Source organism: Rathayibacter sp. VKM Ac-2805, assembly GCF_009834265.1.
Lineage (GTDB): Bacteria > Actinomycetota > Actinomycetes > Actinomycetales > Microbacteriaceae > Rathayibacter.
This window is the reverse complement of record NZ_CP047185.1, coordinates 1218480-1232260: the sequence shown is the minus strand read 5'-3', so window position 1 is coordinate 1232260 and position 13781 is coordinate 1218480. Positions and strand designations below refer to the sequence as shown.

Genomic DNA, 13781 nt, shown 5'->3' with positions numbered 1-13781 from the left:
CGACACCCGGCGACACGGCGGGAGGTCAACCACCCTGGCCCCGGGGGGCGTGAACTGTACACTAGGTCCCTGGCCGCGAAGTCGATCAGATCGAGACGCAGCGGTTAATTCGAGGAGAACACACGATGATGCACACAGGTTCGACGAGCAGCAGCCCCGCCACCGTCGTCATCCTCGCCGCAGGGATGGGCAGCCGGCTCGGCCGCTCCCTCCCCAAGCCGCTCACGCCGCTCAGCGACGGGCGCACGATCATGCAGCAGCAGTTCGACAACATCCACCACGCCTTCGGCACGAAGGTCCCGGTGAGCATCGTCGTCGGCTACAAGCTCGAGCACATCATCGAGGCCTTCCCCTCGGCGACGTTCGTCTACAACGAGCAGTACGACCAGACCAACACCTCCAAGAGCCTCCTCCGCGCGCTGCAGGCGAGCGGGCAGGGCGGCGTGCTGTGGATGAACGGCGACGTCGTCTTCGACCCGCGCATCCTCGATCGGGCGGCCGCGCTCATCGCGAAGGACGTCTCCTTCGTCACCGTCAACACCTCGAAGGTGTCGGACGAGGAGGTCAAGTACACGACGAGCGCCGAGGGCTTCATCCAGGAGCTCTCCAAGACGGTGCGCGGCGGCCTCGGCGAGGCGGTCGGGATCAACTACGTGTCCGCCTCCGACAAGGCCGCGCTGGTGCGCCAGCTCGCCCGGGTCGACGCCCAGGACTACTTCGAGCGTGGCATAGAGTTGGCGATCGAGCAGGACCGCCTGCTCGTCGAGCCGATGGACATCTCCGACCTCTACGCCGTCGAGGTGGACTTCGCCGAGGACCTCGAGCGCGCGAACCTCTTCGTCTGACGCTCCCGGCTCCTCCCCCGGCTCGAGCGGAGCCGACGGGAGGAGTCGCGCAGTGAGCACGGCCGACACCCTCGCGACCGAGACGGCGCTGCGCCACCGGCGCTCCCGGGCCTGGCGCTACCGCCACTCCCTCTGGCTGCTCACGAAGCGCGACCTCACCGTCCGGTACGCCACGAGCGCTCTCGGCTACGTCTGGTCGGTGCTCGACCCGCTCGTGATGTCGGGCATCTACTTCTTCGTCTTCACCGTCGTCTTCCAGCGGACCGTCGGCGAGGACCCGTACATCGTCTTCCTGCTCGCGGGCCTGCTGCCGTGGATGTGGTTCAACCAGGCGACCTCCGACGCGACCCGCGCGTTCCTCCGCGAGGCGAAGCTGGTGCGGTCGACGTCGATCCCGCGGACCATCTGGGTCGGGCGGATCGTGCTCTCGAAGGGCATCGAGTTCGTAGCGAGCCTGCCGGTGCTGGTGCTCTTCGCCGTGATCGCCGGCGCGCACCTGACCTGGGCGGCGCTGCTGTTCCCCGTGGCGATCCTCCTGCAGGCGGTGCTCACGCTCGGCGTGGGCCTGCTGGTGGCTCCGCTCGTGGTGTTCTTCCGCGATCTGGAGCGGGCCGTGAAGCTCGTGCTCCGGTTCCTCTTCTACGCGTCGCCGATCATCTACTCCACGGCCAACCTGCCGGAGCAGATCCGGCCGCTCGCGGCGCTCAACCCGCTCAGCGGGATCTTCGCCCTCTACCGCTCCGCCTTCTTCGAGAGCGAGCTCGACGCTCCGCTCATCCTCGCCTCCGCGGGCATCTCGGTGCTCGTCCTGGCGCTGGGCCTCGTCGTCTTCCGCCGCTCCGAGCGCGCGGTGCTGAAGGAGCTGTGATGGCCGACGCCCCGGTGGTCATCGAGTGCCGCGGCCTCGGGATCCGCTTCCGCCGCAACCGGCGGGGCCGCCGCTCCTTCAAGGACCTCTTCGCCGGCCGCTCCCGCCGCTCGCGGCCCGGCGAGTTCTGGGCGCTGCGCGGGCTCGACGTGCAGGTGCGGGCGGGCGAGGCGATCGGCGTCGTCGGCCGGAACGGGCAGGGCAAGTCGACGCTGCTCAAGCTCGTCGCCGGGGTGGTTCTGCCGGACGAGGGCGCCGTGGAGGTGCGCGGGGGCGTCGCTCCGCTCATCGAGATCACCGGCGGCTTCGTGGCCGATCTGAGCGTCCGGGAGAACGTCTACCTGACCGCGGGCCTCCACGGGATGTCCCGGCGCGAGGTCGACGCCCGCTTCGACTCGATCATCGAGTTCGCCGAGATCGGCGACTTCCTCGACACCCCCTACAAGCACCTCTCGAGCGGGATGAAGGTGCGCATCGCCTTCTCCGTCGTCTCCCGGCTCGAGGAGCCGATCATCCTGGTGGACGAAGTGCTCGCGGTCGGCGACAGGGCGTTCCGCGAGAAGTGCTACGCGCGGATCGAGGAGCTGCTCGCCTCCGGCCGCACCCTCTTCTTCGTCTCGCACAACGAGCGCGACCTCCGCCGCTTCTGCACCCGCGGGCTCTACCTGGACAAGGGCCGACTGGTGCTGGACGGGCCGATCGAGCAGGTGCTCGCGCGTTACGCTGAGGACTACGCACCGGCACCGCGGAGCAGCACGGCACCGCCCGCGCACGGCTCGTCCGCTCCGGGAACGCCCGTCGACGGCCCCGGCGCAGACGACTGACCGCTCCCGCGCCCGGAACCCGAGGACGCAGGAGTGCACGACATGGCCCAGAAGGACCGCAAGCGCGAGCGCGCCGTCGAGAAGGCCGGCGGGATCGAGCAGGCCGACGGCGCCGGCGAGAACGCCCAGCTCGCGAAGATGCTCGACCGGCTTCTCGCAGTCCAGCGGCCCGCGGTGCTCGCGAACATCCGAGCCCTGCGCCGCCGACGCCCCGGAGCGTCCCCCGAGCAGATCATCACGTCGCTCGAGCGGCAGTACCTCTCGAGCGTGGCCGCGGGCGGTGCCGCGATCGGCGCGACCGCGGTCGTCCCTGGCCTGGGTACCGCGGCCTCGGTCGCGCTCTCGGGCGCGGGAGCGGCGGGCTTCCTGGAGGCGAGCGCCCTCTTCGCGCAGTCGGTGACCGAGGTGCACGGCATCCCCCTCGAGGACCCCGAGCGCGCGCGGGCCCTCGTGCTCACGCTGATGATGGGTTCCTCCGGCAGCGAGATGGTGCGCCAGGTGGCCGGTCAGGCCGTCGGCGGGGGCAGCGGCCTCAACCAGTACTGGGGATCGGTCGTGACGAAGGGGCTGCCGTCGTTCCTCGTCGGCGAGCTCGCCGACCGGGCCAAGAAGTCGTTCACCCGCCACTTCCTCGCCCAGCAGGGCGCGGGGCTGGTCGGCCGGGCGATGCCGTTCGGGATCGGAGCGGCACTGGGCGGCGTCGGCAACGCGATGCTCGGCCGGAAGGTGATCCAGAGCGCGCGCGACGCGTTCGGGCCGGCACCGCAGGCCTTCGGCAACACCCTCGTGCTCGAGCCGACCCGCGCCGAGCGGAAGGCGCTGGCCGCCGCGCCGACCGAGCCGCTGGCGCTGTTCGTCCGCGACTACGGCGGAACGGGCGACCGGACCGCTCTCCTCCTCCACGGCCTCGGCTCCGACTCCCGGATCTGGTACGCCCTGGTTCCCACACTGCACGAGCACGGCTACCGCGTGGTGGCGCCCGATCTCGCCGGTCACGGAGGCTCGCCGACGTCGCCCGTGTACTCGCCGGAGCGGTGGGCCGCCGATGTGCGGGCCTCGGTGCTCCAGGCACCCGATCTCATCGTGGGCCACGGCCTCGGCGCCGTCGTCGCCGCGCGTCTCGCTCCCGACTACCGCGCCGAGCGGCTGATCCTGCTCGACCCTGCGTTCTCCGACGCCCGCGGCCTGACGAGCGCCCTGCATCGGGGCAGCTCGGTCGCGCAGGTCGAGAAGGGCGACGCCGACTCCCTCCGCCACCGCCACCCGATCTGGACGGACGAGCAGATCGAGCTCGACGTATCGGCCCAGGCCCTCTGGGAGCAGGACTCCGCCGACGGACTGACGGCGCGGGGTGCGGCCGCTGCCCCCGAGACGTTCCCCGTGCCGACGCTCGCCGTGCTGCCGGAGGACCCGCTGGGCCACGGCTCGCTGGGCGGCGTCCTCGCAGGCCGGGGCGTCGAGGTGCGGACCGTCCCGGGTGGCGGGGCGTCGATCCTCCGCGAGGACCGCGCGGCGCTGATCGCGGCTCTGGAGGACCGGCTCTAGGCCGAGACCCCCACAGCGACGGCTGATCGGTCGATCCACGGCGCTCGGACGCGGACGGGGGCGCTCAGCCTTCGTCGTGAGGGCGCTCGCGCCCGCCGATGCCGGCCACCTCGAAGGTCCCGAAGGTCCCGATCGCGAAGACGAGCGCCTGCAGAGTCACGGACACGTCGCGCCATCCTCCGAGTGCGCCGACCAGGACGAACGAGCACCCGGCCGCCCCGACCGCGGCGATGAGCACGCGGATGGACCACGGCACCCGCGCCCACCCTGCGGCGGCGAAGACGGTCACGGCCACAGCGCTCACTGCGGTTCCGAAGACGAAGCCGACGATCGCGCCGATCAGTGCCCCGACGATCGTGAGGCCGGGCGAACCGGTCCCCCCGGCCGACGAGGGCGACCACAGGAGTTGCGGAACCGTGGCCAGGAGGGAGTAGACGACGCCGGCGAGGCCGCCGACGAGCGGGCCGGCAGCGGAGAACAGCACGAGCGTCCTGCCGGACCGGGACAGCTCACCACACACCGCCGCCCCCGCCGCCCCCGCCCGACTTCTGCACCTTGTTGCAGACATTCGCCCAGAAGTTTAACCAGTTGGTTCCGGCGACCGTCGCATTGGCCGCGTTGACCGGACCGCCGGCATCTCCGAGCACATTGGCATAGACGAACAGGTGCAGATAGCCGTCCTGATCGTTGTACCAGGAGAACGAGATCGTTGACCCCTCTCCATCGAAATGGCCGGGCTCGGCCGTGAAGAGCATGGCGCCTTGAGCAGCGGTCGTCTTCCTCACCGTCGCATCGACGCGGACGAAGGAGAAGGGACTGGCGTTCAATGGAAGGATCTCACCGTCCCTGGGATAGTGAGCCGGTGCTCCCGAGATGGGGAAGGAGCAGTTGAAGCAGGTCTCGAGCAACGGTTGCACCTCCCGACTCGGGGCTTTCGGGTTCTTGACGTTCAGCACGGGATTTCCGGGATCGCTGTTGGCGGCGAAGTCGAAACCATAGTTCCACGCCGGATCGATGAGCACTGGGAAGTGAGTACCTGACGGGAAGTCGACGTGCTGAGTGAGGGTGTTCCCCTCGAGCTCGTATCTCGTCGCCAATTCTCTTCCCGATGTGTCGCGCGCCCAAGCCGGAGCAAGAGTGGCGATGTATCGACTTCTCTCGTCCACGAGGTTCGTCACCCCACCCGGCAGGGTGACGAGAGCAACGTCGCTCTCCGGGTTGACGATGTAGGAGAACTCACTACCGGCCGTGGCATCACTGATGGCAGTCAAGAACCTGGCGCCCCTAGCGGTCTGCTGGACGTACGTCGTGCTGGACCCGCCGAACTGCGCATGACTCCGATGCCGTCGGACAGCTCAGGGCCATCGATCGCACCCACGACGCTCACGTCCAGACCGCTACCCGCTCCAGGGCCGAGGGCGGGAGGAAGGATCCGCACGCTGTCGCTCGCTACCACCGGCAGGACCACGCGAGGTTCCTGCTCATCGGGATTGGAAGCGTATTTCACGGAATGACGGACAAGAGGGACTGTTTCACCGGATATCTCCGGCGCGATGTGTGCGATCAGTGCAGCAGGATCCGTGATATCCAGGCTACGCGTCGGATTCGCCGAGGCGATCGCGGGTGAGGCGACGAGCACCGCCGACAGTGCGATCGACACGACTCCTCTCGTCACGCTGTTCATATCGGTCTCCTCCTGGTCAGGGTCGATGGACTGCCTCGATCATTCGAGATCGACTGCTGTTCGTCCATCCCCGATCCATCGACGCCCTCTCCGCTCGGTCACTTCCTCTCCAGTCGACCCGATCGAAGTCGGCGGCTGGCAGCGGGAGAGCGACGCCGGCGAAGATGGCGCCGACCAGGCATTCTTCGTACGTGCACTGTCGCAGTGAGGCGACGGAGCGGCGCGATGCGGACTCCTTCAGGCTGCGTGCGATCAGGCGCCGGAGGTGCGGCGCGAAAGAGGACGAGAAATGGCGCGCTTATCACGACAGACTTTCAGGCGGATCGTGGGAGGTCAATGGACCGGGAACCGGACCGACCGCTTCGAGGAGGTGAGGACGTTCTCGATCGGCGACATTCACGCTCGACGCGCCAAGTGTCGAGAGCTGCGAATCTCCCTCCCTCGTCAACCATGAGCACAGAGCTCGGTTCACTCGCGCACTGATGACGCCGACGCTGAAGAAGAAGCGGATACACCTGTGCTCAGCGGCGAAGACGAATCACCTGCTCTCTGCATCGACAGCGCTCCGCAGCATTGCGCCGACACCCCGTCGACGAGCGATCAGAAGAGAGCCCGGACAGTGCTTCTCGCACCATCCAGAAACATCCTCACGGCTCCCCTGATCCCAGCTCGCACCGTCACTTCGCGGAATCGCGCCCGGTAGACTCCGGCGCTGCCCCGCGCCCTACTTCTCCGCCTTGGCGGCGGCCTTCGCGGCCTGCTTGGTGGCGCGGACCTTCGTCAGCGACTCCGGAGAGACGATGTCGGCGACCGAGCGGAAGGCGCCCTCCTCTCCGTAGGCGCCCGCGGCCGAGCGCCAGCCCTCCCCCGAGAACCCGCGCTGCTTGCCGAGCAGGGCGAGGAAGATCCGCGCCTTCTGCTCGCCGAAGCCGGGCAGCGCCTTCAGACGCGCGAGGACCGTGCGGCCGTCGGGCTCGTCCCGCGTCCAGACGGCCGCGGCGTCGCCGTCCCAGTCGTCGACCAGAGCGCGGCAGAGGACCTGCACGCGCCCCGCCATGCTCGCCGGGTAGCGGTGGATCGCGGGCGGAGTCCGGCAGAGCTCCGAGAACGCGTCCTCGTCGAAGCCCGCGATCGACGCGGCGTCGAAGGAGGCGCCCTCCGCCTCGAGGCGCTCCTCGATCTTGCGGGGCCCGGAGAAGGCCGTCTCCATCGCGACCTGCTGGTCGAGGAGCATCCCGATCAGCAGCGCCAGCGGGTCGCGGCTGAGCAGCGCGTCGGCGTCGGGATCGTCGGTGATGTGCAGGGCGGAGTCGCGGGTCATCCTCCAGGGATACCACGGACGGCCCCGGCGGCGAGCGCGCGGACGGTCCGGTCGACGAGGTCCAGCGCCGCAGCGAGCTCGAGGTCGCCGACATGGCCGTAGCCGAGGACCAGCGCCTCGGTCGCAGCCCGTCCCGACAGGGCGTACTCGTGCAGAGTGGCGACGAGCAGTCCCTCCCGGAGCAGCGCGGCCGCGACGGCGTGCGCGTCCAGAGGCGCGGGCAGGGAGAGGACGACGTGCAGACCCCCGTCGAGTCCGCTCGCGCGCCCCCAGGGCACCGCCTCCGCGAATGCGTGGACCAGCTCACGGCGGTGGGCGTAGCGCCGTCTCGAGCGCGTGAGATGCCTCCGGAACGCCCCGCTCGCCATGAACTGCGCGAGCGCCGCCTGCGTCGGACCCGAGGCGGAGGCGTCCTTCTCGTCGTCGAGGCCGGCCAGCGCCCCGCGGAGCCAGGACGCCGGCGGAACGGCCAGGTAGGCGATGCGGAGCCACGGCGAGACGGTCTTCGAGAACGACCCGACATGGGCGACTCCGCCGCCGGAGTCGAGCGAGGCGAGCGCGGGCAGCGGGGCGCCGACGTAGCGGAACTCGCTGTCGTAGTCGTCCTCCACCACGAGCAGGGGGCCGGCCGACGCGCGGCGCACCAGCTCCAGGCGCTCGGCGAGGGCGAGCCTGCCTCCGGTCGGGTACTGGTGCGACGGAGTCACGACGACCACGTCCGCGCCGGAGCTCGCGAGAGCGTCGAGGTCGATGCCGTCGCCGCGCACAGGGACGCCGACGACCTCGTGCCCGTCGGCGCGCAGGCGGCGCCGGACGGCCGGGTAGCCGGGGTCCTCGACGGCCACGCGCACCTCGCGTCCGAGCGAGGCCGAGGCGGCGCGGGCCAGGAGCGCGACGGCGCCCGCGGTGCCGCTGGTCACCACTACGTCCGACGCCTGCACGTCGACGCCGCGGGACCGGCGCAGCTGCTCGGCGATCTGCTCCCGCAGGGCCGGGTCCCCGGAACCCCGAGGAGGCGCCGAGGGCGGCGAGGCGAGCGCCAGGCGCCAGGCGGCCCGCCACTCCGGGGTGTCGAGGGCGCGGGTGTCCGGCCGGCCCGGCCTCAGGTCCGCCGCGGCGGGCGGGACGACGGTCTCCCGGGACTCCGGCCGCGGCTCCTGCGGCGCCGACGCCAGCAGTCCGTCGGAGGCGACCGTCACCGCTGCGCGCGGGTGGGCGACGAGGTAGCCCTCCCCCAACAGCTGATCCACCGCGGCGACGACGGAGCCCCGCGAGACGCCGAGCCGCTCGGCGAGCACGCGGCTCGACGGGATCGGATCGCCCGCCCGGTAGCGCCCGTCCAGCACCGCCTGGCGCAGCGCCTCGGCGAGCCCGGCGCGGACCGAGCCGCGCGGCGACGGCCCGAGGAGGAGCGGGATCTCCAGATCGCCCGACGCCATCGACCGCTCCGCTCTGGACCACTCCGATCGCGGCCCAGTGGCATCCTGGCAGATCCAGTCGGCGCGGGACGATTCCGACATGGACAGCCTCCCCGTCACCGACCGCACCCGCGTCTCCCGTCTCCGCGACCGCCAGCGCACCGATCCCGCCGAGCTGCACGCCCTGCTCGACGAGGCGCTCGTCGCCCACGTCGCCGTCGTGCGGGACGGCGCCGCGATCGTGCTGCCGATCCTCTTCGCCCGCGACGGCGACTCCCTCCTGCTGCACGGGTCGAGCGGCGGAGGACTGCTGCGGGAGGCGGCGCGGCACTCGCTCCTCACCGCCTCGGTCACGCTGGTCGACGGACTGGTCGTCGCCCGCTCCACCTTCGACAGCTCGATGAACTACCGCTCGGTGATGGTGATCGGCCGGGCCGAGGCGCTGGAGGGCGAGGAGAAGGCGCGGGCCCTCGATCTGCTGGTGGCACGCCTCCTCCCGGGGCGCGACGAGGAGGTGCGAGCGAGCACCGCCCGCGAGATCGCGGCCACGCTGGTGCTGCGCCTCCCCCTGGCCGAGGCGAGCCTGAAGGTGCGCGCGCACGGAGCCGGCGACGAGCCGGAGGCCGGGGTCTGGGCGGGCGTCGTGCCGCTGGTCACCCGCACGCTCGCGCCGGTGCCGGCGGAGGAGGGCGTCGCGGTCCCGGAGTCGGTCCGCCGCTTCAGCGCCGCGGTCGACGGCGCGGTGCCGCCCTGGCGCTGAGCGGACCGGCCGTCGCGGTGCGGTCCGCTACTTGGCGTCCTGACGGGGGAAGACGACCTTCTGCACGACGATGATCACCGAGGCCGCGACCGGGATCGCGACCAGGGCGCCGAGCACGCCCGCGATGGTGCCGCCCGCCACCGCCGCGATCACGACGACCGCACCGGGGACCGAGACGGCCTTGTTCATGATGCGGGGGCTGAGGAGGTACGCCTCGACCTGCATGTAGACGAGGTAGTAGATCGCGGCGACCAGCGCGGTCAGCGGCGAGGCCAGGAGGCAGGCGAGCGAGATGATCACGGCGCCCGAGAGCGTGCCGACCAGCGGGATCAGGGAGCCGAGGAACGCGACGCAGGCCAGCAGCGCCGGCACCGGGGCGCCGATCGAGAGCAGCAGGATGAACGTGAGCACGCCGTTCACGCCGGCGAGCGAGACCTGGCCGACCACGTAGCGGCCCACGGCGCCGGTGATCTCGTCGCCGACCTCGTGCGCCTTCGCGCGGTGCGAGGCGGGGGCGAAGCGGTAGGCGACGGCCTTCATCGAGCGCAGCGACGCGAGGAAGTACAGCGTCAGGATCAGCACGATGACGGCGCCGGTCACGCCGCTGGCGATCCCGGTCCCGACCGCGATCAGTCCGCCGCCGAGCGAGAGCAGGTTGTTGGGGTTGCCGATGAAGCTCTGGACGCTCTCGATCAGCTCGTCGATGTCGATCACGCCGCGCAGCTGCTGCTCGAGGTCGAGCACCCACTGCTGCGAGGCGATGTCGGTGACGATCTGCGGGGCGCTCGTGACGAACATCGTCAGCTGCTCGACCAGGATCGGGATGATGTAGACCAGCAGGCCGGCGAAGATCAGCACCACCGCGGCGAAGACCGCTGTGATCGCGAGCGGCCTCGGCAGGCGCTTGCTCTCGAGCCAGGAGACCAGCGGATCGAGGCCGAGCGCGAAGAACAGCGCCACGAAGATGTAGGTCAGCACCGTGCCCAGCTGCACGACGAGGCCGCCCAGGACGAGCGCCACCAGCACGCCGAGCGCGCCGAACAGGCCGATGCGGAAGGAGCGGATCGTGAAGACCGGCTTCTCCGGGTCGGCGGAGACCACGATGTCCGGCTCGACCGCGGGCTGGGCGGGTGCCGACCGGCGCCGGCGGGAGCGGGCGAAGGCGCGCGGGGTCATCATGGGACGAGCGTAGCGGGGCACCGGGAGGCCGCCCGGCGACCGGCCCACCCTTGACGCGGCCGTTCGAGCGGTGCTCCCGCCCGCTCAGCCCTCCGGATCGTGGTCGTCGACCGCGCCGTCGCCCCGGTGCAGAGCGGCGTGCCGCTCCCACTCGGTGAGCAGGTGCTCGATCGCCTCGTGGAAGCGCCGCGTGGCCGCTCCGGGCGACGTGTCGCCGAAGTAGCGGTGCACCCAGCGCTCCAGCCGCTCGACCGACTCCGGATCGTGCTCGGCGCTGTCGATCCGCGCGATGATCGCGGAGGCGTCCTCGGCGTGCAGCCACTCCGCGTCGCCGAGGTAGCCGCTCTCGTCGACCTCGGCCTCGGCGCTGACGGGCCGGGTGACCAGCAGCGGGCGCCCCGTGGCCAGCCGGTCGTAGACCATCGCCGACACGTCGAGGATCGCGAGGTCGGCGGCGGCGAGCTGCCAGCCGAGCTCGGCACCGGTGTCGTGCACGTGACCGGCGCGCGGATCGGCCGCGTTGGCGGCGGCGATCATCGCGACGATCGCCCGGTCGGCCGCGGCGTAGTCGGAGTCGACCGCGCCGCTGCGGGGATGCGGGCGGTAGACGAGCCGGAATCGCGGGTCGGCCAGGAGCCCGCGCACGAGGGCCGTGCCGTGGCTCCGGATCGAGCCGTAGCCCGCGGCGGGGCGGTCGCCCTCCCAGGTCGGCGCGTAGAGCACCACGCGGCGCTCGTCGGGCGTGAACGGCACGGCGCCGGCGAAGTGGTCCGCCTGAGGACGGCCGATGGCGAGGGCGCGCCTGTCGAAGTCGTAGTCCCAGAGCACGCGGCGCAGCCGGGCGAGTGCGGCGTCCCCGGCGATCATGCTGTAGTCGTACGCCTTGAACTGGTTCGTCGTCATGTACATCTTGTCGCTCTCGCCGTGGTTGACGAAGACGTGCCAGCGGCGTCCGTAGCGCATCATCTGGAAGTTGCGGGCGTTCTGGTTGACGTAGAGCACGATCCGCAGCGGCTGGCTCGCGATGGTGCTCTCGAGGTCGGCGACGGAGCGGACGTAGGCGACGGGGACCGGGCTCTCGCGCAGCAGCACCTCCGCGGCGCCGGCGTTGCGGCTGAGCAGCACGACCGGGTGCGTCTCCGCCAGCTCGGCCAGCGGCCGGTACCACTGCCGCAGCTGGTACAGGTTGATGTCGCCGTCGGCGAAGTAGACGCCGATCTCGAACCGGCCCTCGGGCAGCGGCCCGCGCTCCGCGAGCAGCCGGGTCACCGCGTGGCGGGCCCGGCGAGCCGCGAGCAGCTCGCCGCCCACCTTGCGCGCGAGTCGCGCGTCGGTGCGGAGGCGGGCGATCAAGGCACGGGGAGCGGGAGTCATCCGCCCCAGGGTACCGGCGACGGCCCCCGCGCCGGGGGCCTCGCACGGTCCGATCAGGCCGGGGTCACCCTCAGCCAGACGAACTGCAGCGGAGCGAGACGGAAGCCCTCGCGCAGGTCGACCGCGATCTCGGTGACCAGGTCGACCGCCTCCGCGGCGAACCCGCCGAACCGCTCGGCCGCGACCTCCTGGACCTCGTCCGACACGTTCGCGAGCACGAGCACCGACTCCCCGTCGCCGGGGCGCTGGTAGCCGAGCACGTGGTCGTTGACCGGGTCGAAGACGCTCAGCTCGGTGCCCGCGAACATCGGCACGGCCTTGCGCACGGCGATGAGGTGCAGCAGCCCGCCGAAGACCTCGCTCGCGGCCGTCCCCGGGACCTCGCGCTCGTCGTAGCGCTCCGCGGGGCGGCGCGGCCGGTTCACCCAGCGAGAGTCGCCGGCCGTCGTCGGGTCGTCGAGGTAGCCGTGGTCGTTGAGCTGGCCGACCTCGTCGCCGAGGTAGAGCAGCGGCAGCCCGCCGGTGCTCAGGGCGATCGAGTGCGCGAGCAGCACGCGGTCGATCCCGTAGGCGTCGCCCGCCTCCACTCCGGCGAGGGACGCGGTGGTGCCCGAGACGCGGCGGTCGCCGGTGCGCGGATTCTCCTGGAACGGCACTCCGCGGGCGAACGTGCCGTCGAACCGGTCGGTGTAGAAGTCGTTGAGGAACCGGCGGTGGCCGGCCGCGTCGATCCCGAGCTCGGCGGCGTCCTCGTCGGCGAAGGTCCAGCCGATGTCGTCGTGCCCGCGCACGTAGTTGACCCAGGCCGTGCCCTCGGGGAGGGCGTGCCGGCGCTCGAGGGACTGCGAGAGGAGACGGACGTCGCGGGTGGCGAGCGCCTCCCAGGTGAGCGCCATCTGCAGCGGGTTGTACGAGAGCTGGCACTCCTCGACGTCGATGTACTCGATCACCTCGTCGGGGTGCACGATCGCCTCGGACTTGAACAGCAGCGCCGGAGCGGCCAGGCGGCAGACCTCGTTGAACGCGCGCAGCAGCAGGTGCGCCTGCGGCTGCGACTCGCAGGTGGTGCCGAGCTCCTTCCAGATGAACGCGACCGCGTCCATCCTCAGGGCGTCGACGCCCTGATTGGCGAGGAAGAGCATCTCTCCCGCCATCGCCCGGAACACCTCGGGGTTGGAGTAGTTGAGGTCCCACTGGTAGCGGTGGAACGTGGCCCAGACCCAGCGCCCGTCCTCCAGCTGAACGAAGGAGCCGGGATGGTCGTCCGGGAAGATCTCGCGCGTCGTGCGCTCGAAGGCGTCGGGCTGCTCCCGGTCCGGGTAGATCCAGTAGTAGTCCTCGAAGCGCTGCTCGCCGGCGAGCGCGCGCTGCGCCCACTCGTGCTCGTTCGAGGTGTGGTTGAAGACGAAGTCGACCACGAGTGCGATGCCCTGCTCACGCAGCTCGGAGGCCAGCCCGCGGAGCTGCTCCATGTCGCCGAGGTCCGGCCGCACGCGCCGGTAGCTCGAGACCGCGTAGCCCCCGTCCGACTCGCCCTCGGGCGCATCGAAGAGCGGCATCAGGTGCAGGTAGTTCAGGCCGATCTCGCGGAGGTACGGGATCTCGGCGCGCAGCCCCTCGAGGTCGCCCGCGTAGCGGTCGACGTAGCAGACCCCGCCCAGAGCCTTGTTCGAGAGGAACCAGGTCGGGTGCTGCTCGCGGGCGCGGTCGAGCGCGCGGAGCTCCTCGGGCCGCTCCTCCCAGGAGGCGGCGGCGAGCTCGACGATCGCGACCAACTGGTCCTCGAGGTCGTCGCGGCCGGCGTACACCGTGGCGAGCAGATCGAGCAGGCGCGGGAGGTGCTCGTCGAGGCGGCCGGAGAACTCGTCGTCGACGGCGCCGAGGCGCTCGCGGACCGCCGTCAGGAGGTCCGGTCCGGCAGGGGTCGCCTCCGCCTCGGCGCGCTCGGGCGGGGAGAGCTGGG

General features: G+C 71.4%; 13 protein-coding genes. 5 read left to right on the top strand and 8 right to left on the bottom strand.

Translation table 11 applies throughout. The annotated features are described in order from the left end of the window. Window positions 1–128: 128 nt before the first annotated feature. The 4 genes from GSU40_RS05675 (at window position 129) to GSU40_RS05660 (ending at window position 4082) form a co-directional block, all read left to right on the top strand. The gene (locus tag GSU40_RS05675; RefSeq protein WP_104226983.1) at window positions 129–845 is read left to right on the top strand and encodes a phosphocholine cytidylyltransferase family protein; all 717 of its coding nucleotides are present in this window, start codon (window positions 129–131) and stop codon (window positions 843–845) included. Between the two features lie 88 nt (window positions 846–933). Then, a complete protein-coding gene (locus GSU40_RS05670) occupies window positions 934–1713 on the top strand; it encodes an ABC transporter permease (protein ID WP_160036155.1) in 780 nt (259 codons plus the stop codon). Beyond that, window positions 1713–2537, top strand: a complete 825-nt coding sequence (locus GSU40_RS05665) for an ABC transporter ATP-binding protein (protein ID WP_159913424.1) — start codon at window positions 1713–1715, stop codon at window positions 2535–2537. Before GSU40_RS05670 ends, GSU40_RS05665 begins: the two co-directional genes overlap by 1 nt. A gap of 42 nt (window positions 2538–2579) precedes the next feature. Beyond that, the gene (locus GSU40_RS05660; RefSeq protein WP_160034038.1) at window positions 2580–4082 is read left to right on the top strand and encodes an alpha/beta hydrolase family protein; all 1503 of its coding nucleotides are present in this window, start codon (window positions 2580–2582) and stop codon (window positions 4080–4082) included. Window positions 4083–4146: 64 nt separating this feature from the next. Here the strand turns inward: GSU40_RS05660 and GSU40_RS05655 are convergent, their stop codons facing one another. The 5 genes from GSU40_RS05655 to GSU40_RS05635 form a co-directional block, all read right to left on the bottom strand. Next, window positions 4147–4566, bottom strand: coding sequence for a hypothetical protein (locus tag GSU40_RS05655; RefSeq protein WP_160034036.1), 420 nt, complete (start codon window positions 4564–4566; stop codon window positions 4147–4149). A gap of 25 nt (window positions 4567–4591) precedes the next feature. After that, window positions 4592–5353 (bottom strand): hypothetical protein, encoded by a 762-nt coding sequence (locus tag GSU40_RS05650; protein ID WP_160034034.1) that lies wholly within the window; start codon window positions 5351–5353, stop codon window positions 4592–4594. Continuing rightward, a complete protein-coding gene (locus tag GSU40_RS05645; protein WP_160034032.1) occupies window positions 5350–5742 on the bottom strand; it encodes a hypothetical protein in 393 nt (130 codons plus the stop codon). The genes GSU40_RS05650 and GSU40_RS05645 overlap by 4 nt, the downstream gene beginning before the upstream one ends. A gap of 748 nt (window positions 5743–6490) precedes the next feature. Next, entirely contained in the window at window positions 6491–7087 is a 597-nt protein-coding gene (locus GSU40_RS05640; protein WP_104223574.1) for an HhH-GPD-type base excision DNA repair protein, read from the bottom strand. After that, window positions 7084–8526 (bottom strand): PLP-dependent aminotransferase family protein, encoded by a 1443-nt coding sequence (locus GSU40_RS05635; RefSeq protein ID WP_160034030.1) that lies wholly within the window; start codon window positions 8524–8526, stop codon window positions 7084–7086. Before GSU40_RS05635 ends, GSU40_RS05640 begins: the two co-directional genes overlap by 4 nt. 79 nt (window positions 8527–8605) lie before the next feature. On the opposite strand from GSU40_RS05635, the gene GSU40_RS05630 reads away from it, so the two are divergent. Continuing rightward, complete coding sequence (locus GSU40_RS05630) at window positions 8606–9265, top strand: pyridoxamine 5'-phosphate oxidase family protein (protein WP_160034028.1); 660 nt, start codon at window positions 8606–8608, stop codon at window positions 9263–9265. A 27-nt stretch (window positions 9266–9292) separates the two neighbouring features. On the opposite strand, the gene GSU40_RS05625 is transcribed toward GSU40_RS05630, so the two are convergent. The 3 genes from GSU40_RS05625 to GSU40_RS05615 form a co-directional block, all read right to left on the bottom strand. Continuing rightward, complete coding sequence (locus tag GSU40_RS05625) at window positions 9293–10444, bottom strand: AI-2E family transporter (protein WP_244229611.1); 1152 nt, start codon at window positions 10442–10444, stop codon at window positions 9293–9295. An 84-nt stretch (window positions 10445–10528) separates the two neighbouring features. Further along, a complete protein-coding gene (locus tag GSU40_RS05620) occupies window positions 10529–11818 on the bottom strand; it encodes a hypothetical protein (RefSeq protein WP_244229610.1) in 1290 nt (429 codons plus the stop codon). Between the two features lie 53 nt (window positions 11819–11871). Further along, complete coding sequence (locus tag GSU40_RS05615; RefSeq protein ID WP_160036153.1) at window positions 11872–13722, bottom strand: amylosucrase; 1851 nt, start codon at window positions 13720–13722, stop codon at window positions 11872–11874. Window positions 13723–13781 lie beyond the last annotated feature (59 nt).